Raw genomic sequence first — 23,995 nt, 5'->3', positions numbered from 1 at the left:
GCACGTGGGTGAATGGCTTATTGGTCTGAAGTAGTGGTCGTCTGCTCGTGCTAGAAAGTTCCCAAGGACGTCTAGAACACATCCTGAAAACCTCGTGGCGAGAATCCAGATCATTCTCCGGAGAAAACTCGCCGGCCACTGGCCGATAGCAGGGAGCAACGGCGTCAACCATGCCAGATTACCGTCCGAAACCTGGTTTCTATAATCCCCCGCCGAGGATCGAAAAACCTTTACACTGATAAACGGTATATCTGTTTCCAGAAGCGAAGTGAGGTTTTCGCCGTGTCGCACGATAAGTTGTCCCCGGAACTGCAGGCTATGGTCCAGCGCCGCTACCCTTCGGACTGGAGTGACCTCGATACCCGCGCCGTGGATACTGTGCGCGTGCTAGCTGCCGACGCAGTCCAAAACTGCGGCTCCGGCCACCCGGGTACCGCTATGTCCCTGGCCCCGTTGGCCTACACGCTCTACCAACGCGTGCTAAACCACGATCCAGCAGACGCCCACTGGGCCGGGCGCGACCGCTTCGTCCTTTCCGTCGGACACTCGTCCCTGACGCAATACATTCAGCTCTTCCTCGGTGGCTTCGGCCTCGAGATGGAGGACCTCAAGTCCTTGCGCACCTGGGGTTCCAAGACGCCCGGCCACCCGGAGGTGCACCACACCGACGGCGTAGAAATCACTACCGGCCCGCTGGGCCAGGGCCTGGCCTCCGCGGTTGGTATGGCAATGGCCGCGCGCAAGGAGCGCGGATTGTTCGACGCCTCCGCCCCAGCGGGCGAGTCTCCCTTCGATCACTTCATCTACGTCATCGCCTCGGACGGTGACCTGCAGGAGGGCGTGACTGCTGAGGCTTCGTCCCTGGCGGGTACGCAGAAGCTGGGGAACCTCATCGTCTTCTGGGACGACAACCGCATCTCCATTGAGGACGACACCAACATTGCCTTCAATGAGGATGTGGCCAAGCGCTACGAGGCCTACGGCTGGCATGTGCAGACCGTCGAATCCGGCGAGGACGTTGAAGCCATCGAGGCAGCCGCCGCCGCTGCCCGCGCCGAGACCTCTCGGCCTTCCTTCATCCGTGTGAAGACGGTCATCGGCTACCCGGCACCGAACAAGATGAACACCGGTGGCGTCCACGGCGCCGCCCTCGGTGAGGATGAAGTCGCCGCCACCAAGGAAATCCTCGGGTTCGATCCCACACAGTCCTTCCACATCGACGAGGAAGTCCTCGCTCACACCCGTGAGCTGACTGCCCGCGGTGCACAGAAGCACGCCGAATGGCAGGAGAAGTTCGACGCATGGGCTGCGGCCCACCCGGAGGAAAAGAAGCTCTTCGACCGCCTCCAGGCCCGGGAACTTCCGGCTGACTTCGCCGCTGACCTTCCTACCTGGGAGGCAGGCGAATCTCTGGCCACTCGCAAGGCCTCTGAGGCCGCTATCCAAGCGCTCGCAGCCTCCCTGCCGGAGATGTGGGGCGGCTCCGCCGACCTGGCGGGTTCCAACAACACAGTCATCAAGGGTGCGGATTCCTTCGGCCCGGAGTCCATCACCACGGGCGCCTGGACGGCCACGCCTTACGGCCGCAACCTGCACTTCGGTATTCGTGAGCACGCCATGTCCGCAATCATGAATGGCATCGCGCTGCATGGTAATACCCGCGTTTACGGCGGTACCTTCCTCATCTTCTCCGAGTACCAGTACCCTGCCGTCCGCCTCGGTGCGCTCATGTCTACTGATACCTACTACGTGTGGACCCACGACTCGATTGGTCTGGGTGAGGACGGCCCCACCCACCAGCCGGTGGAGACGCTCTCTGCCCTCCGTGCCATCCCCAACCTCTCCGTCATCCGCCCGGCCGATGCCAATGAGACTGCCCAGGCATGGGCAGCGGCACTCGAATACAAGGCAGCGCCGAAGGGTTTGGCGCTGTCCCGACAGAACCTGCCCGTGCTCGAGGGCACCAAGGAGAAGGCCGCCGAAGGTGTTCGCCGCGGCGCCTACGTCCTCGTTGAAGCATCGAAGGAAACCCCGGACGTCATTCTCCTCGCCACCGGTTCCGAGGTTCAGCTCGCGGTAGAAGCCGCCAAGCAGCTCGAGGCTGAAGGCACGGCAACGCGCGTTGTCTCCGCTCCGTGCCTGGAGTGGTTCGACGAGCAGGACGCCTCCTACCGCGAATCGGTCCTTCCCTCCTCGGTCCGCGCTCGCGTCTCCGTGGAGGCTGGCATCTCGATGCCGTGGCACAAGTACACCGGTACTTTCGGCCGCACTGTATCCCTGGAACACTTCGGTGCCTCCGCACCGGCGGCGGAGCTCTTTGAGAAGTTCGGCTTCACCGCCGACGCTGTTGCCGACGCCGCCCGCGAATCACTGAACGCTGCCAAGGAAAGCTAGTTTCCCGTTCCGAGTTCTCACCACGAAAGGATCTGCACAACACCATGACGCATATTGAAGAATTGGCTCGCCTCGGGACGTCGACCTGGCTAGACGATCTTTCCCGCGAGCGCCTAGACTCCGGCAATCTTCGTGAGCTCTTGGACACCAAGTCCATCGTGGGCGTCACCACGAACCCAGCAATCTTTGCCGCGGCAATGTCCTCCGGCACCTCCTATGACACCGACATCGCAGCGCTGAAGGAAAAGTCCGCTACCGCGGATGAGGCAGTGTACTCGCTGGCAATCGACGACGTCCGCAACGCATGCGATATCTTCACTGAGATTTACGAGAAGTCGGGCGGGCGCGACGGCCGCGTCTCCATCGAGGTTGATCCACGCATCTCCGCCGATGCAGACGCAACCTTGAAGCAGGCGCGCGAATTGTGGGCCAAAGTTGACCGCCCCAACCTCATGATCAAGATTCCGGCTACGGAAGGCTCCCTCCCAGCCATCACCGAGGCGCTTGCGGAAGGTATCTCCGTCAACGTCACCCTGATCTTCTCCGTAGAGCGTTATGCCCACGTCATCGCTGCGTACAAGGAGGGAATCAAACGCGCTGCCGAGGCTGGAAAGGACGTCTCCACGATTCATTCCGTGGCATCCTTCTTCGTCTCCCGCCTGGATACCGAAGTGGACAAGCGCCTCGAGCTGATCAGCACTGAAGAAGCCCTCGCACTGCGCGGAAAGGCCGGGGTTGCCAACGCCCAGCGTGCCTATGCTCTGTTCCTCAAGGAATTCAAGGAGGCAGGCGCACACCTGCCGGCTGGTGCACACCCACAGCGCCCCCTGTGGGCGTCGACGGGCGTCAAGAACCCCGACTACCCCGCCACACTGTACGTCTCCGAGCTAGCTGGCCCAGATACCGTCAACACGATGCCGGAAAAAACCATCGATGCTGTTCTCGAACAGGGCAACCTGCACGGCGACGCTCTCAGTGACTCTGCTGAGCAGGCAGAGAACGTGTGGTCACAGCTGAAGGCAGTCGGCATCGACTTCGACGATGTTTTTGCTGTGTTGGAGAAGGAGGGCGTCGACAAGTTCGTCAACGCCTGGGAGGAATTGCTTGCCTCCATGACCGACCGCCTCTCCTAATCGAACGCGAATTCTTGACCGCCTACAATCGCCGCGCGCACCGCAAACGGCCATGCAACTATGGTCGGCGGGGCGCGTGTCGCTATGCTGGGCTGTTGGACTTACCTCACACAGACCGAAAGGACACTTAGTGAGCACTAGCAGCGCGTGGGTCAACCCGTTGCGCAACTCGAAGGATAAGCGCCTGCCACGCATCGCCGGCCCCTCTGGCATGGTGATTTTCGGCGTCACGGGTGACTTGGCGCGCAAGAAGCTCCTCCCCGCCATCTACGACTTGGCCAACCGCGGATTGCTTCCTGCAGGCTTCACTTTGGTCGGCTACGGCCGTCGCGACTGGGACAAGCAGGCATTCTGTGACTATGTCCGCGAGGCCGCCGAAGCAGGTGCGCGAACCACCTTCAACGAGCATGTGTGGGAGCACCTTGCCAAGGGAATCGAGTTTGTGCAGGGCAACTTCGATGACGCCGGCTTTGACAAGCTTTCTGCGCGGCTGGCGGAGCTCAATGACTCCCGCGGCACGGGTGGAAACTGGGCCTACTATCTTTCGGTACCGCCGGAGTTTTTCTCCGATATTTGCCACCAGCTTGAGCGCGTCGGTATGGCCGATAGCACGGATAATTCCTGGCGCCGCGTCATCATTGAAAAGCCATTCGGACACGATCAGGCTTCCGCGCGCGAGCTCAACGAGATTGTCAACGCCGTCTTTCCTGAGTCCTCGGTTTTCCGCATCGACCACTACCTGGGCAAGGAAACGGTCCAAAACATCATGGCCCTGCGCTTTGCCAACCAGATTTTCGAGCCAATGTGGAATGCGCATTACATCGATCACGTGCAGATCACGATGGCTGAGGACATCGGGCTGGGCGGGCGTGCCGGCTATTATGACGGCATCGGCGCCGCGCGCGACGTCATCCAAAACCACCTCCTCCAATTGCTTGCTCTCGTAGCAATGGAAGAGCCCTCCTCCTTCGACCCCGAGGCTCTTCAGGCGGAAAAGATTAAGGTGCTGCGAGCCACCAACGCCGTGCATCCGCTGAACAAGACCACTGCCCGTGGCCAATACTCCGCCGGCTGGCAAGGATCGCAATATGTCAAAGGCCTCCGGGAGGAAGAGGGTTTTGATCCGGAGTCCACGACGGAAACCTATGCAGCCTGCACTCTTGAGGTCAATTCCCGCCGCTGGGCGGGTGTTCCTTTCTACCTGCGCACTGGCAAGCGTCTCGGCCGCCGCGTGACTGAAATTGCGCTCGTCTTTAAGACAGCACCCCACCAGCCGTTTGATCAAGGCCAAGCTGAGGCTCTAGGCCAGAATGCCGTGGTGATCCGCGTTCAGCCAGATGAGGGCGTCACCATGCGTTTTGGTTCCAAAGTCCCCGGATCCACGATGGAGGTCCGCGATGTCAACATGGACTTCGCGTATGCCGAGGCCTTTACGGAGGAGTCTCCCGAGGCCTATGAGCGCCTGATTCTCGACGCCCTCCTTGACGAGTCCTCCCTCTTCCCCACCAATGAAGAGGTTGAGCTGTCTTGGTCCATCCTCGATCCCATCATTGAATACTGGTCCAACATTGGTCAGCCGGAACAATACCGCGCCGGCACGTGGGGACCGGAGTCTGCCGATAAAATGCTGCGCCGCCGGGGACATTCCTGGCGTCGTCCGTAGGTCCCTAGGAGGAATGGCTTAATGATTATCCCCTTGCCCGATACGACTACGCGCAAGATCTCCAAGAAGCTCGTGGAGATGCAGGAGCATTACACGCTCACGACAGGCCGCGTCCTCACCCTCATCGTCATGACTGAGGAAGGCGATGACCTAGACAACCTTCTCGCCTCGGTTCGTGATGCCTCCCACGAGCACCCTTCTCGCGTCATCGTGATTGCCACGGGTTCCTTGGAGGAAGAGACGCGGCTCGACGCCGAACTGCGCGTGGGCGGCGAAGCGGGCGCTTCCGAAATCGTCGTGATGCACCTGCACGGCGCGCTAGCGGACCAAGCGGAGTCCGCGGTTACTCCCCTTCTCCTTCCCGATACCCCAATCGTGGCATGGTGGCCCACCGCGTGCCCACCGTCACCAGCCGCGGTGCCCATCGGCGCACTCGCCCAACGCCGCATTACGAACGTGGCTTTCGGCAGCGGCGTTGACCAGTATGACCTGCACGTGTTGTCTTCGGGCTACACGCCTGGTGATTCCGACATGTCGTGGGGCGCTATTACCCTGTGGCGTGGCATCGTAGCCTCGGCGCTTGACCGTCACCCCCATGAGCCGGTCATTTCCGTCGAAATTTCTGGTGCTGAGCACCACGCTGCAGTCGACTTTGCAGCTGGCTGGCTTCTCGACGCCCTCTCCGTCCCCGTCACCCGCACCGTCTCGGACTGCACCGCGGGTCCTTTCCCGATCTCCTCGGTAGTCTTCCGCCGCCCCACTGCAGATGTCAGCGTGACCGTTGTCGATTCCGAGACGGTCAGGGTCAGCGTTCCCGGCTCCCCAGAGTCCCTCGTAAGCCTCACCGTACGTTCCGAAGCGGAAGTACTCTCAGAGGAACTCCGCCACCTCGACGCAGATAAGACATACGCCCATTCTCTCCGCGCTTTAGCTCGAGTGGACTACAGTGTGTAGTCGTAAACTTTTCTTTTTCACCTAGACCCCTAGACCCCTAGACACAGCATTCACAAGGATCTTTCTGCACTATGGTCACGCTTCGCCGCGTTAGCGACATCGATGAGCTCATATCCTCCGCCGCACTCGCCTTTATTGAGACGGTTGCGGCGGTTCAAGCCCCGGGCGGAGGCCTTCACAAAGACGGAGTAGCCCGCGTAGTCCTCACCGGTGGCGGTGCAGGCATTGGTGTCTTGCGCGAATTGGCTCGCCTTGCTCACGCCGCCCAGCAGCAAGGAACCGACTTCCCTGCCCTCTCGGTGGACTGGACGCGAGTCCATGTCTTCTTCGGCGACGAGCGCAACGTGCCGGTCAGTGATCCTGATTCCAACGAGGGCCAAGCCCGCGAAGCACTCCTGAGCCAGGTCGCCGTTCCCGAGCGCCATATCCACGGCTATGACTTGGGCGCCGTGTCCATGGAACACGCCGCCCAGGCTTACGAAGGCGAGATTCGTGAATTCGCACCTGAGGGTTTTGATCTGCATCTCCTCGGCATGGGACACGAAGGCCATATCAATTCCCTCTTCCCGCATTCGGAGGCAGTCTACGAGGACTCGGACTATGCATTCGCTGTCCACGATTCCCCGAAGCCGCCTTCGGAGCGTGTCACGCTAACCTATCCCGCGATCAACCGCTCCCAGCGCATTTGGTTCCTTGTCTCCGGAGAAGAAAAAGCCGAGGCGGTATCACACCTTGTTGCTGGCGCTGCCGCAGAAGACTGGCCGGCCGCTGGCGCCCAGGGAGCGGAAGAGACCCTGCTTTTCGTGAGCGAAGACGCCGCGCAGAAGCTCTAACAACGCGTGCGCCCGGGCCGAGAAAACCTATAACGCCGCGTGTCCCCCTCGACGTGAGGAGGCACGCGGCGTTAATCGTGTCCGGAGCCGGAGGCTCGTCAGCGGCCTTTAGCTATAAGCCTGCAGCAGGTTCAGGGCTACGATGCAGGCGAGCCAGATGACCACCATGACCACGGTATAGCGGTCGAGGTTCTTTTCCACCACGGTGGAACCAGACAGGTTGGACTGTACGCCGCCGCCAAAGAGGCTGGACAGGCCGCCGCCCTTACCTTTGTGCAGCAGCACGAAGATAGACATCAAGATTGCGGCAATCACGAGGATGATTTCCAGTGCCAAGATCATGAAATAGTTCCTTGTTGTACGCGTTCAAACGGTTAGTGTGGCGCGTGAAGGTGTGCATCACTTTCACGCTGGAAAAGGGGCGCCAGCGAACGGGCGCAATAAACCTTGATGATACACCACGTGGCGGGCCAGAAACCATTCCGCCCCGCCACGACAGAGTGGTGCAGATGCGATCAGCTGGAAGAACTAAGCGCCCTGTGCAGCGTTAGCCGCCAACTTGGCAAACTCCTCGCCCTTCAGGGATGCACCGCCGACGAGGCCGCCGTCTACATCAGGCTTGCCCACGATCTCTGCGATGGAGTCGACCTTGACGGAACCACCGTAGAGAATGCGGATGCCTTCGGCCACTTCATCGCCACCCAGCTCGCGAATGAGCTCACGGATAGCGGCGCACACTTCCTGTGCGTCATCAGCGGAGGCAACCTTGCCGGTGCCGATTGCCCACACGGGCTCGTATGCGATGACGGTCTTGGCAAGATCCTCTGCGGCAAGCCCCTGCAGGGAGTTGCGCGTCTGGGTGACCACGTAGTCGACGTGGGTGCCAGCCTCGCGCACGTTGAGGGGTTCGCCGACGCACACAATCGGGCTGATTCCGTTAGCCAGTGCCGCTGCAGCCTTTTCCGCAACGAGCTGGTCGGTCTCGCCATGGTACTGACGGCGCTCGGAGTGGCCTACGACTGCCCACGAGCAGCCCAAGGCGGACAGCATCTTGCCGGATACTTCACCGGTGTAGGCGCCAGACTCGTGCTTGGAAATATCCTGTGCGCCATAGGTGAACTGGAGGTCGTCGCCGTCGACAAGCGTTTGCACAGTGCGGATATCAGTGAACGGGACCATGAAGGCCACGTCGACCTTTTCGTAGTAGTCCTTCGGCAGGGAGAAGGCGAACTTCTGCAGGGAGCTGATGGCTTCCTTGTGGTCGAGGTTCATCTTCCAGTTACCAGCAATTAGCGGGATACGTGCCATGATTAGCCTTTCTAGATCAGACTGTGTTGACGGTGTATATGACTAGGATTCCAGGACCTTAACGCCCGGCAGCTCCTTGCCCTCCAGGAACTCCAAGGAAGCGCCGCCGCCCGTGGAAATGTGGGAGAAGCCTTCTTCGTCGAGGCCGAGGAGGCGGACGGAGGCTGCGGAGTCGCCACCGCCAACGACGGTGAAGGAGCCGTTCTTCGCGGTGGCGTCGATGATGGACTGAGCGACACCTGCGGTGCCCTTGGAGAAGGCCTCCATCTCGAACACGCCCATCGGGCCGTTCCAGAAGACGGTCTTGGAGGAAGCGATGACCTCGTCGAACTTCTTTACAGACTCCGGTCCAATATCGAGGGACATCCAGCCCTCCGGAATTCCGTCGAGTGCAACGACCTTGTTCTCTGCGTCAGCGTTGAACTCGGTTGCAGCAACGAGGTCGACCGGCAGGACGATCTTGTCGCCGAAGCGCTCGAGCAGCTCCTTGCAGTTGTCGATCTGGTCTTCTTGCAGCAGGGAATTCTGAACGTTGTAGCCCTTTGCAGCCAGGAGCGTGTAGCACATGCCGCCGCCGATGATGACCTTGTCGGCCTTGCCAGCAAGGGCTTCGATCACACCGAGCTTGTCGGAAACCTTAGCGCCGCCGAGTACGACAACATACGGGTGCTCAGGCTTCTCAGCCACTGCTGCGAGGGTCTCCACTTCCTTCTGAACCAGCTTGCCGGCGTAGGCAGGCAGGCGCTTGGCGACGTCATACACCGAAGCCTGTGCGCGGTGGACGACGCCAAAGCCATCAGAAACGAAGGCGCCATTATCCGCAGCGAGTGCAACGAGCTCATCGGCAAAGGCCCCACGCTCGGCCTCGTCCTTGGAGGTTTCGCGAGGATCGAAGCGAACATTCTCGAGCAGCAGGACATCGCCATCATTGAGGCCGTTGGCGCGCTCATGGGCATCCTCACCGCTGACGTCGCCGGCCAGGGCAACGTACTGGCCCAGGGCCTCAGACAGTGCCTCAGCAACCGGTGCCAGGGAGTACTTCGGGTTGACCTCGCCCTTCGGGCGACCCAGATGCGCGGACAGGATGACCTTGGCTCCGCCTTCGATCAATGCCTTGATAGTCGGCAACGAGGCGGTGATACGGCCAGAGTCGGTGATGTTTCCCTCGTCATCGAGCGGAACGTTGAAGTCCGAACGAACAAGGATGTGACGGCCGGAAACGCCTTCTGCGAGCAAGTCGTCCACAGTCTTGAAAGCCATAGTGTTCTCCTTAAAGGTAGGTATTCAAGCTAAAGGTTAATGCTATTCAATTAGAAAGTGTGGTGAACGCCTAGCACGGCGGGTTCGGGGCGCCGTGTGCGTTCTGGATAGACGAATAACGGCCCAGCGCACGCCACGTAATCATGAGGCATGGCGCATGGGCCGGTTTTCTAACCTGTGGTGCTACCGCAGGCAATCACAGCTTGGTTCACTGTGCTCATTCTAAGAATCGAGTCCTTAGAGCTTGGAGGCAACCAAGGAGGTGGTGCGGACGAGCTGGTTGGTGTAGCCCCACTCGTTGTCGTACCAGCCGAGTACCTTGACCAAGTTGCCGTTGGAGACCTTGGTCATGCCGGCATCGAAGATGCAGCCGTGCGGGTCAGTGATGATGTCAGTGGAGACAATCGGGTCCTCGGTGTAGCCCAGGGTCTCACCGAATTCGCCGGTGGCAGCTTCCTTGATGGCAGCGTTGATCTCCTCGGCGGTAACCTCGCGGGAAGCCTCGAAGGTCAGGTCGGTGGCGGAACCGGTGATGGTCGGAACGCGCATTGCGTAGCCGTCCAGCTTGCCCTCGAGCTCCGGCAGAACCAGAGCGACAGCCTTAGCAGCACCGGTGGAGGTCGGAACCATGTTCACGGCGGCGGCGCGGGCGCGGCGCAGGTCGCGGTGCGGAGCGTCCTGCAGGCGCTGGTCACCGGTGTAGGAGTGAACGGTGGTCATGAGGCCCTTCTCAATGCCGAACTTGTCGTTGAGGACCTTTGCCATCGGAGCCAGGCAGTTGGTGGTGCAGGAAGCAGCGGAGATGACATTGTGCTTCTCAGCATCGTACTTGTCGGAGTTGACGCCGTAGACGAAGGTGCCGTCAACGTTCTTGCCCGGTGCGGAGATGATGACCTTCTTGGCACCGGCCTCGATGTGAGCCTTGGCAGCCTCACCGTCGGTGAAGAAGCCGGTGGACTCGATGACGATGTCAACGTTGTGCTCAGACCACTTCAGGTTCTTCGGGTCACGCTCTGCGGAGACAGCGATGCGGTGACCGTTGACAGTGATGGACTCCTCGTCGTGCTCGATGGTGCCGTCGAAGCGGCCCAGCACGGAGTCGTACTTAAGCAGGTTGGCAAGGGTGCCGTTGTCAGTCAGGTCATTGACGGCTACGACCTCGAGGTCGGTGTTGCCCTGTGCAACTGCACGGAAGAAGTTACGGCCGATACGGCCAAATCCGTTGATACCTACGCGAATGGTCACTGTAATGTCTCCTCAAATAATCGAGTGAAGTTCTGTTGTGGGGCTTCCGAGACTCTGTCTTTAACGGCAGTGCGGTAAACCGCTTCCGCGGGACCGTTGCTCTGCCACTTCCGTGACGTGCTCGGTGGTTTTCCCAACACGGCCGATAGTACCGACCCATTGTGCTTCCCGCAGTGAGCATGTGAGCTCCTGTTGCAAGCTCTCGCATGGCGGCACAAAGAGGCGTACACTAGTGAGGCTTCAAACGGGGATGGTGGGGTACCAAAGTTCAGACACCTGCGGTAATGCCCGATTATGTGGGATTGTGTGGGGTGCCGGAATTGTAGGGTGGGATATCTCACTTAACCGGAAAAGAGCGGGTTAACCCAAAAACAGTACTGGCATTCAAACCATAAAAAATGCCCCAGAAGAGCCTTTCAGTGCCCGAACGGGCACCCACGACTCTGTCTGGGGCAAGGATTGGAAACTAAGACGTTTGGATTCTAGGACTCCTCAAAGAGATCCTCAGTCACCGCTTTCGTCGTATCCGGTACACCAAGTTCCTTGGCGCGCTTATCCGCCATGGACAATAAGCGGCGAATACGCCCAGCCACCGCGTCCTTGGTCATCGGCGGATCTGCCAATCGCCCGAGTTCTTCCAAGGAGGCTTCGCGGTGCTGCACACGTAGACGGCCAGCATCAGCCAAGTGCTCCGGCACGTCATCACCCAAGATCACCATGGCACGCTCGACGCGGGCCGCAGCGGTTACTGCCGCTCGCGCGGAACGGCGCAAGTTGGCATCGTCAAAGTTGTCGAGGCGGCGAGAGGTGTCGTGAGCCTCTCGCTGGATGCGCTTCTTTTCCCACGTCAGGCGAGTCTCCTGAGCGCCCATACGGGTCAGCAACGCGCCAATGGCGTCGCCATCGCGCACCACGACGCGGTCGGCGCCGCGTGTTTCCTTGGTCTTCGCCACCACGCCCAAACGGCGCGCGCAGCCCACGAGGGCGAGAGCCGCCTCCTGGCACGGACACGTCACCTCGAGCGCTGAAGAGCGGCCCGGCTCTGTCAATGATCCTTGAGCCAAGAAGGCTCCACGCCACGCCGCTTCATTATCAGCAACAGAACCTGAAATGACCTGCGGTGGCAGGCCCACCACGGGGTGTCCGGAACGAGTTACCAAACCCAGCCGCCTCGTAAGCTCCTTGGCCCCGGAGGTGATTCGCACTTGCACTCTACTCTTCTTAGAGGATGCAGCGGGACCCGCCACATGGGTGCTCGCCGCGATTGAGTACAGCTCATCGAGCGCAGTGACCAAACGATTGGCCACGCTCTGGGATTCCAATTCGACCTCGTACCTCACTCGATCCCCGGTGATGTGGAGGTCACCGGCAAACCTGAGAATTGCGGCAACCTCCGCCGCACGAGCGGACTGGCGCGGTACGGACACCGCCGTAAGCTCTTCCTTGACCTGCTCGGTCAACGACGCAGACACCTCGTGCCTCCCCTTTCGACTCTTGACACAGTGCACCGCGAACGTCGGCAGTAGCGCAGTACGACGCAACCTGACCTCACTCTGGAAGGCACGCAACGCGTCGCGCCGCGCTTGTGCGCTATGACGTAGCAGTGAACAATGAATGCCCCATAGTCTATCGTGCGCCTAGCCCCGATGAGTGCCCGGGGCACCCGCCGTCGCCCCACGTTCGGCAGCGTACTCGGAATACAGTTCGGTGAGAACTTGCGCTAGCTTGTCTGGACAGTGTTTGTTCAGCGAGTTCCCGTCAGCGTCCGTCTGACAGACATCCCGAAATACTGCGCTGGCGCCGAGCACACTAGCAGCGCGCTGCACAAAGACTCGCTCCGATTCATTGGGGAGACCGGTGCCGTCGACGATGACTTTGTCGACCCGCAGGTTTGGCGCATGCTGCGCTAGCACGTGCAGGTGGCGCTCCGCAGAAAACCCCTGGGTCTCCCCTGGTTCGGCGGAAAGATTGAGCACCACCACGCGAAGGGCATCCGACGACGTTATAGCGTTGACGATGTCTGGAACGAGAACGTGCGGGAGCACGGAGCTAAACCACGAGCCGGGGCCCAAGGTGATCAAATCCGCGTCGTGCAGCGCAGCGATCGTTTCCGGGTTAGCTTCCGGCTTCTCCGGGATAATGCGCACGCGGCGCACCTGCCCCACAGTTGAGGCAACGGCCACCTGGCCGCGCACGGAGCGCATGATACGGGGGTCGTCGTCAAGCCCGGAAACATCCGCCTCAATCTCGAGCGGTAGATTTACGGCCGGCAGCACCCGTCCGGCCGACTCCGTCAAACGCGCAACGGCATCGAGCGCCGCCTGGAAGTCCCCCAACACCTCGTTGAGTCCGGCGATAAGGAGATTGCCCACAGCGTGCCCAGCCATGGCACCAGTGCTCTGGAATCGATGCTGCAAAGTAGAAGCCCACAGCTGTCCTTCTTCCGAATCGCTCGACAGAGCTGCAAGGGCCATGCGCAAATCACCAGGCGGGATTATGTCCATCTCACGGCGCAACCGGCCGGAGGAACCGCCATCATCGGCCACGGTAACAATGGCGGAGATTGTCTCCGCGCCCGTACGGCGTGCGGCCAGCAGAGTTTGATACAGCCCATGGCCGCCGCCCAGGCTAGCCATGTGGATAGGGAGAGTCGTCACGGGAACACTAGCTTTCAACTATTCAGGTAGGGAATGAATATGTATCTTATCGCACCTAATCGCGAGAAATATCTCGGTGCAACGTGCTCACATCGAGGTCACCGCGGTCCCTGAGGCGGCGGGCGATTTCTTCCGTAACGGCCACCGAGCGATGGTGCCCACCGGTACAACCGATGCCCACGGTGATGAAGTTCTTCCCCTCATGGCGGTAGCCGGTGAGCATCGAGTCAAACATGGTGATGAACCGCTCGATAAAGGGCTCAGCCGCCTCTTGAGACAAGACATAATCCGCAACCGGCTCGTCGGTGCCACGGTACCCCCGCAGCTCAGGTACCCAATAGGGATTGGGAAGAAACCGAACATCAACGACAAGGTCCGCGTCACGCGGGGAGCCATGCTTGAAGCCGAAGGACTCAAGCGTGACGTGTTGCTTCTCATGACCCATTTCGCCGAAGGATGCTTCGATAGCGCGCCGCAGATCATGGACGGACAGGTTGGTCGTATCGATGATGATGTCCGCGCGCTCGCGAATTGATTGCACCGCTGCGCGCTCTCGTTGGATGCCTGCTTTGAGGGTTTCACCCTCCTGCATCGGGTGGGTACGACGCACCGAATCGAAGCGACGGATGAGCACATCATCGCGCGCATCGAGGAAAAGCAAGGTGGGCTTCATGTCCAGCTTTTCGAGTTCCTCCAAGGTTTCCGCTAAAGAACCCGGAAACATTCGGGAACGCACATCGGTCACCGCGGCAATCTTTGTCACCGGGGAATCGGGCCGAGCGCACAGCCTCAGCAGGTCGACGATAGACTTCGGCGGAATGTTGTGGGCTACGTAATAGCCCTTATCCTCCAGCACTTTAGCCGCCGACGTCAGGCCACCGCCTGACATGCCCGTGATCAAAATGGGTGGGGAGTCTAACAGCGTCATGACTTCCATTCTTACCATCTGATCACGAGGCAAGGAGGGAATCCTGCTTAGGAATCCTGGAGATGATCAAATACCGTCTGCGCCAGCTTCGGGCCAAACCCCTTCACCGCAGCAATCTCCTCCACGCTGGCCTCTTTGAGCTTCTTCACTGAGCCGAAGTGCTTCACCAGATCGGTGCGCCGCTGCGGCCCCAATCCCGGTACCGCATCGAGTACGGACGAGCGCATCCGCTTCGACCGCTGCTGTCGGTGGTACGTAATAGCTACGCGGTGCGCCTCATCGCGGAGGTGCTGAAGAAGATATAGCGCCTGCGAATTACGCGGCAGAATCACCGGCTCATCATCGCCCGGGACCCACACTTCTTCCAGGCGCTTGGCCAGGCCGATGAGTGTCACATCGACGATGCCGAGCTCGTCGAACACCGCCTGCGCCGCCGCCACCTGCGGTGCGCCACCGTCGACGATGAACAGTTGCGGCGGGTAGGAGCTGCGTTTGGTCTGGCTCGCGGCCTCCTCGCGGACCATTTCTTCAGCGAAGGTGGTGTTCTCCAGCTCCTCGTCCGGAACCGCTCGTTTGTCCTCGTGGTGGTGCTTGAAGCGGCGCCGAGTCACCTCAGCGATAGACCCCACGTCGTTCGAGCGGCCATCGCCCGCCGCCTCCTTGATGCGGTAGCGGCGGTAATCGGACTTGCGCGGTAGCCCATCTTCGAAAACCACCAGGGAGGCCACGACATCGGTGCCCTGAATGTGCGAGATATCCGTGCACTCGATGCGCAGCGGCGCGGAATCCATGTCCAACGCTTCCTGCAGCTCCTGCAGGGCTGCGGATCGGGCAGTAAGGTCTCCGACTCGCTTGAGTTTGTGCTGCCGCAGCTGTTCCTTCGCATTGCGCTCGACGGTCTCCATCAAGGCGCGCTTGTCACCGCGTTGCGGAACCCGCAAGTCAATCTGCGCGCCCCGCAGGTCCTCCAGAACTATCTTCACCTCATCGGCTTCGTCCGGCAGCGTTTGGACCAAGATCTCACGAGGGATGGCGTTTCCCCGATGAACCGCGGTACGGGATTCCTGGTCTACTCCCCTGCGCTCCAGCTTGGCGTCTTCCGCGGCCTCCTGGCGCTGGCGCTCCACGACATCCGAATAGAACTGGATTAAGAAATTCTGGATGAGCGCCGGAAGCCCCGGATCAGGCTGTCCCTCCTCGATTGGCTCCGTGATGGCTTGGTCACCGGAGCGTTCCACCACCCAGCCGCGCTGGCCGCGGATGCGCCCCGCGCGCACGTGAAAGATCTGAACTGCCGCCTCCAACTCGTCAGAGCTAAACGCGATGAGGTCGGCGTCGGTGCCGTCGGAAAGCACCACAGCCTGTTGCTCCATGAGCTTGTCAATCGCGCCGAGATCGTCGCGCAGGCGGGCAGCCAGCTCGAACTCGAGGTTCTCTGAGGCCTCCTCCATTCGCTGCGTTAGTCGCTTGCGCACAGGACCGGTATTGCCGTTCATGAAACTCAGCAGCTGGTTCACCGTCTCACGGTGTTCCTCGGCGCTCACCCTGCCAATGCACGGGGCGTCGCATTTTCCGATATACCCCAACAAACAAGGCCGCCCCAAGCGCTCATGGCGGTTGAATACCCCTTTGGCGCACGTGCGCATGGGGAAAATTCGCGTCAGCAGGTCAAGCGATTCACGCACCGCCCAGGCGTGGGAATAGGGGCCAAAGTAGCGCACACCTTTACGGCGAGGCCCGCGGTAGAAAAACGCTCGCGGGATGGTCTCCCCCACAGATACCGCGAGCATCGGATACGTTTTGTCATCGCGGTACATGACGTTGAAGCGTGGATCGAAGCGCTTAATCCACGTGTACTCCAACTGCAGCGCTTCCACTTCGCTGGCCACCACGGTCCATTCCACCGAAGCCGCAGTGAGGACCATTTGGCGGGTCCGCGGGTGCAGTTGCGTGATGTCTTGAAAGTAGTTCGATAGCCGCGCCCGCAAATTCTTTGCCTTGCCCACATAGATGACGCGGCGATTGTCATCGCGGAACTTATAAACGCCCGGATCCGTGGGGATGCTTCCGGGCGCAGGGCGGTACTCAGAGGGATCAGCCACTAGTCATCCTGCGGCATGTAGCGTGCTTCCAAGTCACGGAAAGAGCGGACCTTGGTGACAATGTCCTGCTTATCGCCCGATTGCAGGGCCCACACCGGAACATATTCAAAGTCAGGAAGTTCGATGCGTGCCATGCGCGAGCCTTCGGGAAAGGACAGACCATAGATGACCTGCCACGGGTAGAAGCGGGTTCCCACAATGTTGCGGATCTCTACGCCATCGGAGTTCGCGCGCAGCCGCGGACGCGTCAGTGCCAACCAAGACAGGATGGAGATAATCACGCCGACGCCGGGGAAGGCAAACTTATCAATCGTCGTCACAGTCGCGCCGGTAAAGGACAAGCCAACCGTGAAGCCCATAAACAGGTGCGCTGCCATCACAAGGATGATCCAGATGATTGCCACCTTGCGCAGATAGGGCGAGGTGGCCTCATACTCCCAGGGCTTGGATGAAGTCTGGGCGAAGGGATCGGCGCTGGTATAAGCCCGCACCTGCTCATCGCTCACGCTCGAGGAACCCCCAGACGCAGCGGGCGCGCCCGGCTGCGAGGATTGGGAGGCCTTGCCAGCGCGGGCTGACCGCGCGCGCTCTTCGTGCGCCGAAGGCACCTGTGGATCAGTCATCGAGTTTCCATCTCCTCATCACTCCGCTAAGACAGGCCACGGGCCTGCGCGATATGCAGATCGCCGTGGTTGCGCTTGGCAGCCTACTTTAGGGTCGACTCGTTCAGTGTACGCAACGTATGCACGGTTTCTAAAGCTGCATGCATAGCCTCCGCGCCTTTATCTTCTGAAGAGTTCTCAAATCCGGCGCGATCGACGGCTTGCTCATAGTCGTTCACCGTCAGGACACCATTTCCTACAGGCGTCGACTCGTCGAGAGCAATGCGCGTCAGTCCCTGCGTGACCGAATCACACACGTAGTCAAAGTGCGGAGTGCCGCCGCGGACGACACAGCCCAGCGCCACGACAGCATCGTGGGTGCGCGCCGCAGCTTGGACCACGACGGGCAGCTCAAGGGCACCGACGACGCGCAACGGAGTGACCTCAGCGCCAGCGGCTTCGGCGGTCTCAAGCGCGCGGCGGTGCAGCTGATCGCAGATCTCGGCGTTCCATGTGGCGGTAACCACGGCGACGCGCAGTCCCTCTCCCGAGACATTGTTCGGGGTTGGCAGGCCTTCCTTGCTCACGGTGTGCTCCTTTGTTTTGTTCTAGAGTTCGGTCTTAATGCTCTAAGAGTGTTTGAGATCCCATTCGGCCACCTGTGGCAGGTCATGGCCCATCCTGTCGCGCTTCGTGCGCAGATAGCTAATGTTTTCGGCCGTGGCGGGTGTCGCCAGGCCGGTGCGGGCAGTGGCGTCAATGCCGAAGCCCTGTAGCCCCTCACCCTTGTGTGGGTTGTTGGTCAAGAGGTTGACGGATTTCACGCCCACATCGCGCAGGATTTGTCCGGCAACGGAGTACTCGCGGGCGTCTTCAGGCAGCCCCTGCTCCACGTTGGCGTCGACGGTGTCCATCCCGTCATCTTGCAAGCGATAGGCCTTGAGCTTGTTCACCAAGCCAATGCCACGCCCTTCCTGTCCGCGAAGGTAGATGACAATGCCACGCCCGGCCGCTTGGACCGCGCGGAGGGATTCCTGCAGCTGCGGGCCGCAGTCACAGCGCTCAGATGCAAAGACATCACCGGTCAGGCACTCAGAGTGCACGCGGACAGGTACGTCTTCCGCACCGGAATAGCTCTCCACGTCACCGACGAAGAGGGCAATGTGCTCGCGCTTGTCGACGCCATTCACATAGCCCACCGCGCGAAACTCGCCGTACTCGGTGGGCAGGCGGGTTTCTACCTCGCGGTGAACCTGTTGCTCATTGTGGCGGCGCCATTCGATGAGCTGCTCGATGGAGATCATCGTGAGCCCATGGGCGTCGGCAAAGCGGCGCAGCTCCGGCGAGCGAGCCATATCCGTGGGGTCTTCTTCGGAAACGATCTCACAGAGCACGCCGGCCGGGCGGAGCCCCGCCAACCGTGCCAGATCGATCGCGGCTTCCGTGTGGCCATCACGCTCGAGCACACCATTCGGGCGGGCAGCCAGCGGGACGACATGGCCCGGGCGCGTAAACTGCGACGGCTCGGAGGAGGGATCAGCCAACTTGCGGATGGTCTCACAGCGCGAGGTAGCGGAGATGCCAGTGGAGCCATTAGCCAGGTCCACGGTGACGGTGTAGGCGGTCTGCCGCACGTCCTGGTTAACCGCCATCATCGGGGGCAAGTTCAGGCGCTTGCAGTCCTCTGGGAGCAAAGGTGCACAAATATATCCGGAGCTATAACGCACCATGAAAGCCACGAGTTCCGGGGTGGCGAGCTCGGCGGCGAAGATGAGATCACCTTCGTTTTCCCGATCTTCATTGTCCACGACGACGACGGCCTTGCCGGCCGCGATGTCGGCGATGGCTTGCTCGACGCTATCTAAACTAAAAGCTGAATCTGCAGCGCTCATAAGGACTAACTCTATCCCTCTGTGCCCGCGGCGTGGGCGTTAGGGTGAACCATTTTCTCAACATACTTTGCAACCACGTCTACCTCGAGGTTTACGCGGGCACCGGGCGCCATCGCACCAAACACGGTATCGCGCAATGTGGTGGGAATGAGAGAGACCTCAAAAAAGCCATCCGCGCCAGGTTTATCTTCATCAGCCGATACCGCGGACACCGTCAGGGACGTTCCTTGGACGGCGATGGATCCCTTCTCCACGACGTATCGGGCGAGCTCCCGCGGCAGGCTAAAACGCAACACTTCCCAGTGCTCCGAGGGGGTGCGGGAAAGCAGCGTGCCGGTGCCGTCGACATGGCCCTGCACGATGTGGCCACCCAAACGAGTCGTTGGGAGCACCGCCCGCTCGAGGTTAACCGCCGAACCCACTTCGAGTTCTCCCAATGAACTACGGTTCAAGGATTCCTTCATAACGTCTGCGATAAAGGTTCCTTCTCCCAGCTCGGCTACTGTCAGGCAGACGCCGTTGACAGCGATGGAATCACCCAACTGCGCATCACTCAGCACGGTGGATGCCGCGATGCCCAAACGGACTGCATCGCCCTGCGGTTCCACGCTATCGACGTGCCCGATTTCTTCTACGAGTCCGGTAAACATAGTCCGTACTCCCCTTTCCTACTTCTCGTTCTTCCGGTATTCCACGAGCAGGTCGGCGCCAAGCTCGGTAACCGCCGCGCGCTGCCACCTCGGAGCCAGCGCCAAGTTCTCGGCCATAGCCCGAGTGAGAACTCCCCTGCCCTGGCCAAGGATGACGTTGCCGATGTATGCCTGAATGCAATCCACGCTGCCCAGTTCCATAAAGCTCGTCGCGAGTCCAGCGCCGCCTTCGACGAGAATGTCGCGCGCGCCGCTGGCGTACAGCTCGGCTAGCGCCTCCTGCGGGGTGGAATAGTGCTCGAAACCTAGCTTTGCCAGATTACTGCTTCCGCCTCGGTCCACGTCCCGGGAGCCGATGACGACGCGCCGCGGCTGCGTTTCACGCAAGGAGCCGTCCCGGTAACGTGCCGTCAACGACGGGTTATCAGCCAGCGCGGTGCCCGTGCCGATGAGGATGGCATCCCTTTTTGACCGGTCGCGGTGCACATGCTCGCGAGCCTGCTCCCCGGTAATCCATTGGCTGCTGCCATCCACTGTGGCGGTAAACCCGTCGAGGCTTTGGGCAAACTTAAGCGTCACGTGCGGCCGGCCCAAGCGCACCGCACCCAACCACCCGGCGAGTGCATCGCTCACGCCGTCCGGCGCCTCAATCTGCCCCACGGCAATGCCGGCGCCGCGCAATGTGGCCGCGCCGCCGCCGGCCTCCGGGGTGGGGTCTGGGTGAAGGAAGTAAACGGCGGCCACAGAGGCATCGATAAGCGCCTGCGCACAGGGCCCAGTACGTCCGGTGTGGTTACAGGGTTCCAAGGTCACGACCGCCGTGCCGCCCCGCGCCTTGTCGCCCGCTTCGCGTAACGCCATGACTTCGGCATGCGGACCGCCCGGGGGCTGGGTTGCGCCGACACCGGCGACGCGGCCGGCGGCATCAAGTATGACTGCTCCTACAGGCGGGTTTGGGCTCGTCGTGCCGCGCACCTTATCGCCGGCCTCCATGGCCACACGCAGCGCCCGCGTGAGAACCGCTGAGTTTAGGTGTGGGATCACAGCGTGGCCAAGCTACGCAGCTCGTCGACGGCCGCTGCCTTGTCTGCTTGTTTGTAAATGGCGGAACCTGCGACGAAAGCATCGCAGCCCGCCTCGGCGGCGGAGCGAATCGTTTCAGCGGAAATGCCACCGTCAATCTCGATGAGGACGTCCAGACCACGCTCGTCGATGGCCGCGCGCAAGGCGCGCACCTTGTCCAGCTGATCCGGCATAAAGCTCTGACCACCAAAGCCCGGCTCAACTGACATAACGAGCACTTCGTCGAAGTGCTCGAGGGCGTCCAGCCAAGGGTCGATCGGCGTGCCCGGCTTAATGGAAAAGCCCGCGCGCACACCTAAATCCCGGATTGTACGCGCGAGGGCGATGGCCGCGTCCTTGTCGGCGACTGCCTCGACGTGGAAGATGATGCAATCGGCGCCGGCCTTGGCGTAGGTTTCTACCCACTTCTCGGGTTCCTCAATCATGAGGTGAACGTCCAGCGTCTGGGGTGTAATCCCGTCTACCGTCGCGGTGATATCCGGGCCAAAAGACAGGTTCGGGACGAAGTGTCCATCCATGATGTCGACGTGGATCCAATCTGCGTTGGCCACGGCGCGGACCTCTTCGCCCAAGCGGGTGAAGTCGGCGGCCAAGATGGACGGGGAAATAATGGGACCAGACGAGAGTGCAGACATGACCTTCAGCCTAGTCCCTCTCGCAGCCTCAGTCCGCTACTCGGCGCAAGACCGCGAAAAACATCGCATCGGCGCCATGGCGGTGCGGCCACATCTGCGCGGACAGCTCGGCGCCAAGGTCCCCCATCTCCGGCAGCACGTCGCGCGCATCCAGTTCTTCGATGTGAATCGCTGATCCCTCTGCGTGCCGTTGCACGGCGGCATCCACGATGCCCCTGGTCTCACGCAGATCCGGCGAGCAAGTCGAGTACACCACGACGCCACCTGGGCGCACCAGCTCCAACGCGGATTCCAGGAGCTCGGTTTGCAGCTGGTTAAGCTCCGCAATATCCGATTCGGCTTTGCGCCAGCGAGCTTCCGGGCGCCGGCGGAGCGCGCCTAGGCCGGAGCAGGGGGCGTCGACCAGCACGCGGTCGAAGCCTGGTTTCAGTCCTGGTGCTCGGCCGTCCGCTTGGTGCACGCGCACAGGCAGGTCCCCCACCGTCTTTTCCACCAAGGTGGCGCGATGCGGGGAGACTTCAACGGCATCGACTGTCGCGCCCTCAATTCGGGCGATGGCCCCCATAAGGGCGGCCTTGCCACCAGGTCCGGCGCACAGATCCAGCCAGCGTCCAGTGTCTTCACCACTGAGCTCGGCTTCCGTTACCGCGCGGGCAATGAGCTGCGAACCTTCGTCCTGGACCGCCGCTAGCCGTTGGCGAACCGGCTCTAGCGAACCAGGATCCCCGTGCTCAAGGTAGACCGCATAGGGAGAATAGCGGCCTTCCTCGCAACCGGTGATCAGGGCGAGTTCTTCGGCGGAGATCTCACCGGGGCGCGCTACCAAGTGCACAACGGGGCGTTGGGAGTCCGCCTCGAGTGCGAGCTCCAGCTCACGCGACTGGTCGGCGCTGAGCGCACCAGTGCCATCGGGTTCCAACACACCCAAGGCACGGCCGAAGGAGCGGGCAATCCACTCCGGATGGGCATGGCGGAAGGCCAAAGCAGCCACCTGACCTTGGGGAGCAAGCTGATCCAACCACGCTTGCGCCGGCGTACGGGTGATGGTGCGCATGATGCCGTTGGCAAAACCTTTAGCCTTGTCCTGACCAACTGCCTCCACGAGGCGCACGGTAGTATCGACCGCCGCGTGTGCCTCAACGCGGGTATAGAGCACCTGGTAGGTTCCCATTCGCAGGGCGGTGAGCACGTCGGGGGCGATAGCGTCGAGGCCACGAGAGGAGCACTCGGCGATGACGGCATCGAGCACGCCCTCGGTCCGCAGCGTGCCATAGGTTAACTCGGTGGCGAAGGCAGCATCGCGGCCACTGAGGCTATTGGCACGTACGGCTTTCGGCAGCGTGAGGTTGGCAAAGGCATCGTCTGCATCCACGCGTTGCAATACTTCGAAAGCCACCGCGCGTGGACGATCCACCCCGCAGCGCTGCGCGGCAGAAACCACCGAGGTCGACGGCGCTGGGCGCCGTGTATCGTGACGCTGACCGCCGCGACGCTCCCTGTTGCCCTTGGCAGTGCGTTTCGCACCGCCGCGTTGCTGCTTCCCACGCGGCGCGCGGTCTGCAGGATCGCCTGACTTGCTGCGGGATCTAAAACCTCCGCTCATGAGAACTTCACCTCATCCTCGCCGCCTTCTACTGACTGCGAAGACTGGTGCGCAAGCCCGCGGCCCCAGTCGGCGGCATTCATCATCTTCTTGCCTGGCGGTTGAATCTTTCCCAAACGAACCGGGGAGCTGCCAGTACCGACCATCACTTCCTTCTTGGACACGTGAACTTCACCCGGCCGCAATGCGGAAAGCGCGGAATGTTCAGTAAGGTCCTCAAGTTCTGTGGGTGGCACAGGTTCTACTGGACCGAGCTTTAAGCGTGACTGCCCCAGCAGGGTCCAAGCACCCGGCCCCGGGGTATGCGCGCGAATGTGGCGATCAACGGCCTCGGCGGGCGCAGTCCAGTCGATGCGGGCATCGTCGGTAGAGATCTTGTGCGCATAAGAGGCTTCACCTACCTGCGGCTGCGGCGCGATGCTGCCGTCTTCCAACCCATCCATGGTCCGCACGAGGAGCTCGCCACCGGCATAGGCCAGCCGCGTCAATAGGTCATCCGCGGTATCGGTGTCTTGGATGTCCTCGTCGATCGTGGCGAGGATGTCCCCAGTGTCCAGGCCTTGGTCGATGCGGAAGGTCGTAGCACCAGTGCGAGAATCCCCAGCCGCAATGGCTGCTTGCACCGGTGCCGCGCCACGCCACGCCGGGAGCAGGGAGAAGTGAAGGTTCACCCAACCGTGCGTCGGAAGGCTCAGCAAGTCCTCGGTGATCAGGTTTCCGTAGGCAACCACGGGGATAGCCTCGGGAGCAATGTCTGCTAGTCGTGCACGCAGGGCATCACCGTCCTCGGTGCCAGGCTTAAGTGTGGTCGGCGTGAGCACCTCGATACCGTGTTTCTCCGCCAGTGCCTTCACCGGACTTGGATGAACGGTGCGGCCACGGCCCCGGCGGGCATCAGGCCGAGTAATGACGGCGGCCACCTCATGGGGTGAGTCAATGAGCTTCTCCAAAGCCACAACTGCGGGCTCCGGGGTTCCGGCAAAAACAATACGCACTGCTAGAGCATGCCTTTCTCGTGTGAGAGTTTCTAAATCTAATGTTCAAAAATGAATC

At 61.1% G+C, this 23,995-nt stretch carries 21 protein-coding genes; 5 read left to right on the top strand and 16 right to left on the bottom strand.

Going from position 1 to position 23,995, the window contains the following annotated elements; all coding sequences use genetic code 11:
- The first annotated feature begins 318 nt into the window (after window positions 1-318).
- The 5 genes from tkt (at window position 319) to pgl (ending at window position 6,977) form a co-directional block, all read left to right on the top strand.
- The gene (tkt, locus tag HMPREF2760_RS02510) at window positions 319-2,394 is read left to right on the top strand and encodes a transketolase (protein WP_210386340.1); all 2,076 of its coding nucleotides are present in this window, start codon (window positions 319-321) and stop codon (window positions 2,392-2,394) included.
- A gap of 44 nt (window positions 2,395-2,438) precedes the next feature.
- Window positions 2,439-3,527, top strand: coding sequence for a transaldolase (tal, locus tag HMPREF2760_RS02505; RefSeq protein WP_070524280.1), 1,089 nt, complete (start codon window positions 2,439-2,441; stop codon window positions 3,525-3,527).
- A gap of 130 nt (window positions 3,528-3,657) precedes the next feature.
- Window positions 3,658-5,190: a glucose-6-phosphate dehydrogenase gene (gene zwf, locus HMPREF2760_RS02500; RefSeq protein ID WP_083299248.1), complete on the top strand. Its 1,533-nt coding sequence runs from the start codon at window positions 3,658-3,660 to the stop codon at window positions 5,188-5,190.
- Window positions 5,191-5,211: 21 nt separating this feature from the next.
- A complete protein-coding gene (locus HMPREF2760_RS02495) occupies window positions 5,212-6,144 on the top strand; it encodes a glucose-6-phosphate dehydrogenase assembly protein OpcA (RefSeq protein ID WP_070524283.1) in 933 nt (310 codons plus the stop codon).
- Window positions 6,145-6,215: 71 nt separating this feature from the next.
- Window positions 6,216-6,977, top strand: a complete 762-nt coding sequence (gene pgl, locus HMPREF2760_RS02490; RefSeq protein WP_070524285.1) for a 6-phosphogluconolactonase — start codon at window positions 6,216-6,218, stop codon at window positions 6,975-6,977.
- Window positions 6,978-7,085: 108 nt separating this feature from the next.
- Here pgl and secG read toward each other — a convergent pair whose 3' ends face one another.
- The 16 genes from secG to fmt all read right to left on the bottom strand — a co-directional run bounded on the left by secG (window position 7,086) and on the right by fmt (window position 23,937).
- Window positions 7,086-7,319: a preprotein translocase subunit SecG gene (secG, locus tag HMPREF2760_RS02485; RefSeq protein WP_070524288.1), complete on the bottom strand. Its 234-nt coding sequence runs from the start codon at window positions 7,317-7,319 to the stop codon at window positions 7,086-7,088.
- Between the two features lie 186 nt (window positions 7,320-7,505).
- A complete protein-coding gene (tpiA, locus tag HMPREF2760_RS02480; protein WP_070524290.1) occupies window positions 7,506-8,285 on the bottom strand; it encodes a triose-phosphate isomerase in 780 nt (259 codons plus the stop codon).
- Window positions 8,286-8,327: 42 nt separating this feature from the next.
- Entirely contained in the window at window positions 8,328-9,545 is a 1,218-nt protein-coding gene (gene pgk / locus HMPREF2760_RS02475; RefSeq protein WP_070524292.1) for a phosphoglycerate kinase, read from the bottom strand.
- Window positions 9,546-9,782: 237 nt separating this feature from the next.
- Window positions 9,783-10,790 (bottom strand): type I glyceraldehyde-3-phosphate dehydrogenase, encoded by a 1,008-nt coding sequence (gene gap, locus HMPREF2760_RS02470; protein WP_070524294.1) that lies wholly within the window; start codon window positions 10,788-10,790, stop codon window positions 9,783-9,785.
- 482 nt (window positions 10,791-11,272) lie between these two features.
- Complete coding sequence (whiA, locus tag HMPREF2760_RS02465; RefSeq protein WP_070524296.1) at window positions 11,273-12,262, bottom strand: DNA-binding protein WhiA; 990 nt, start codon at window positions 12,260-12,262, stop codon at window positions 11,273-11,275.
- A gap of 165 nt (window positions 12,263-12,427) precedes the next feature.
- Entirely contained in the window at window positions 12,428-13,426 is a 999-nt protein-coding gene (gene yvcK / locus HMPREF2760_RS02460; RefSeq protein WP_070524298.1) for a gluconeogenesis factor YvcK family protein, read from the bottom strand.
- A gap of 76 nt (window positions 13,427-13,502) precedes the next feature.
- The gene (gene rapZ / locus HMPREF2760_RS02455) at window positions 13,503-14,384 is read right to left on the bottom strand and encodes an RNase adapter RapZ (RefSeq protein WP_070524299.1); all 882 of its coding nucleotides are present in this window, start codon (window positions 14,382-14,384) and stop codon (window positions 13,503-13,505) included.
- Window positions 14,385-14,422: 38 nt separating this feature from the next.
- Window positions 14,423-16,477 carry an excinuclease ABC subunit UvrC gene (gene uvrC, locus HMPREF2760_RS02450; RefSeq protein WP_070524301.1) on the bottom strand — a complete coding sequence of 685 codons (2,055 nt, stop codon included), beginning with the start codon at window positions 16,475-16,477 and terminating at the stop codon, window positions 14,423-14,425.
- A complete protein-coding gene (locus tag HMPREF2760_RS02445; RefSeq protein ID WP_070524303.1) occupies window positions 16,477-17,100 on the bottom strand; it encodes a PH domain-containing protein in 624 nt (207 codons plus the stop codon). Before HMPREF2760_RS02445 ends, uvrC begins: the two co-directional genes overlap by 1 nt.
- An 83-nt stretch (window positions 17,101-17,183) precedes the next feature.
- Window positions 17,184-17,666, bottom strand: a complete 483-nt coding sequence (ribH, locus tag HMPREF2760_RS02440) for a 6,7-dimethyl-8-ribityllumazine synthase (RefSeq protein ID WP_070524305.1) — start codon at window positions 17,664-17,666, stop codon at window positions 17,184-17,186.
- Window positions 17,667-17,708: 42 nt separating this feature from the next.
- Entirely contained in the window at window positions 17,709-18,971 is a 1,263-nt protein-coding gene (locus HMPREF2760_RS02435; protein ID WP_070524307.1) for a bifunctional 3,4-dihydroxy-2-butanone-4-phosphate synthase/GTP cyclohydrolase II, read from the bottom strand.
- Window positions 18,972-18,982: 11 nt separating this feature from the next.
- Window positions 18,983-19,621, bottom strand: coding sequence for a riboflavin synthase (locus HMPREF2760_RS02430; protein ID WP_070565342.1), 639 nt, complete (start codon window positions 19,619-19,621; stop codon window positions 18,983-18,985).
- 18 nt (window positions 19,622-19,639) lie between these two features.
- Window positions 19,640-20,665: a bifunctional diaminohydroxyphosphoribosylaminopyrimidine deaminase/5-amino-6-(5-phosphoribosylamino)uracil reductase RibD gene (ribD, locus tag HMPREF2760_RS02425; protein ID WP_083299249.1), complete on the bottom strand. Its 1,026-nt coding sequence runs from the start codon at window positions 20,663-20,665 to the stop codon at window positions 19,640-19,642.
- A complete protein-coding gene (gene rpe / locus HMPREF2760_RS02420; protein WP_070565344.1) occupies window positions 20,662-21,339 on the bottom strand; it encodes a ribulose-phosphate 3-epimerase in 678 nt (225 codons plus the stop codon). Before rpe ends, ribD begins: the two co-directional genes overlap by 4 nt.
- Before the next feature lie 28 nt (window positions 21,340-21,367).
- Window positions 21,368-22,942: an RsmB/NOP family class I SAM-dependent RNA methyltransferase gene (locus tag HMPREF2760_RS02415; protein ID WP_070524312.1), complete on the bottom strand. Its 1,575-nt coding sequence runs from the start codon at window positions 22,940-22,942 to the stop codon at window positions 21,368-21,370.
- The gene (fmt, locus tag HMPREF2760_RS02410; protein ID WP_070565346.1) at window positions 22,939-23,937 is read right to left on the bottom strand and encodes a methionyl-tRNA formyltransferase; all 999 of its coding nucleotides are present in this window, start codon (window positions 23,935-23,937) and stop codon (window positions 22,939-22,941) included. Before fmt ends, HMPREF2760_RS02415 begins: the two co-directional genes overlap by 4 nt.
- Window positions 23,938-23,995 lie beyond the last annotated feature (58 nt).

It is taken from the genome of Corynebacterium sp. HMSC065D07 (genome assembly GCF_001810695.1).
Classification (GTDB): Bacteria; Actinomycetota; Actinomycetes; order Mycobacteriales; family Mycobacteriaceae; genus Corynebacterium; species Corynebacterium hesseae.
Note: the sequence above shows the minus strand (reverse complement) of the source record. Positions and strands in the feature narration are given on the sequence as shown.

Bases quoted from the DNA above. Each gene is read 5' to 3' on its own strand.
- tkt (WP_210386340.1), top strand. From the start codon at position 319: ATGGTCCAGCGCCGCTACCCTTCGGACTGGAGTGACCTCGATACCCGC.
- tal (WP_070524280.1), top strand. From the start codon at position 2,439: ATGACGCATATTGAAGAATTGGCTCGCCTCGGGACGTCGACCTGGCTA.
- HMPREF2760_RS02495 (WP_070524283.1), top strand. From the start codon at position 5,212: ATGATTATCCCCTTGCCCGATACGACTACGCGCAAGATCTCCAAGAAG.
- pgl (WP_070524285.1), top strand. From the start codon at position 6,216: ATGGTCACGCTTCGCCGCGTTAGCGACATCGATGAGCTCATATCCTCC.
- secG (WP_070524288.1), bottom strand. From the start codon at position 7,319: ATGATCTTGGCACTGGAAATCATCCTCGTGATTGCCGCAATCTTGATG.
- tpiA (WP_070524290.1), bottom strand. From the start codon at position 8,285: ATGGCACGTATCCCGCTAATTGCTGGTAACTGGAAGATGAACCTCGAC.
- pgk (WP_070524292.1), bottom strand. From the start codon at position 9,545: ATGGCTTTCAAGACTGTGGACGACTTGCTCGCAGAAGGCGTTTCCGGC.
- yvcK (WP_070524298.1), bottom strand. From the start codon at position 13,426: ATGGCTAGCCTGGGCGGCGGCCATGGGCTGTATCAAACTCTGCTGGCC.
- rapZ (WP_070524299.1), bottom strand. From the start codon at position 14,384: ATGGAAGTCATGACGCTGTTAGACTCCCCACCCATTTTGATCACGGGC.
- HMPREF2760_RS02445 (WP_070524303.1), bottom strand. From the start codon at position 17,100: ATGACTGATCCACAGGTGCCTTCGGCGCACGAAGAGCGCGCGCGGTCA.
- HMPREF2760_RS02435 (WP_070524307.1), bottom strand. From the start codon at position 18,971: ATGAGCGCTGCAGATTCAGCTTTTAGTTTAGATAGCGTCGAGCAAGCC.
- HMPREF2760_RS02430 (WP_070565342.1), bottom strand. From the start codon at position 19,621: ATGTTTACCGGACTCGTAGAAGAAATCGGGCACGTCGATAGCGTGGAA.
- rpe (WP_070565344.1), bottom strand. From the start codon at position 21,339: ATGTCTGCACTCTCGTCTGGTCCCATTATTTCCCCGTCCATCTTGGCC.
- HMPREF2760_RS02415 (WP_070524312.1), bottom strand. From the start codon at position 22,942: ATGAGCGGAGGTTTTAGATCCCGCAGCAAGTCAGGCGATCCTGCAGAC.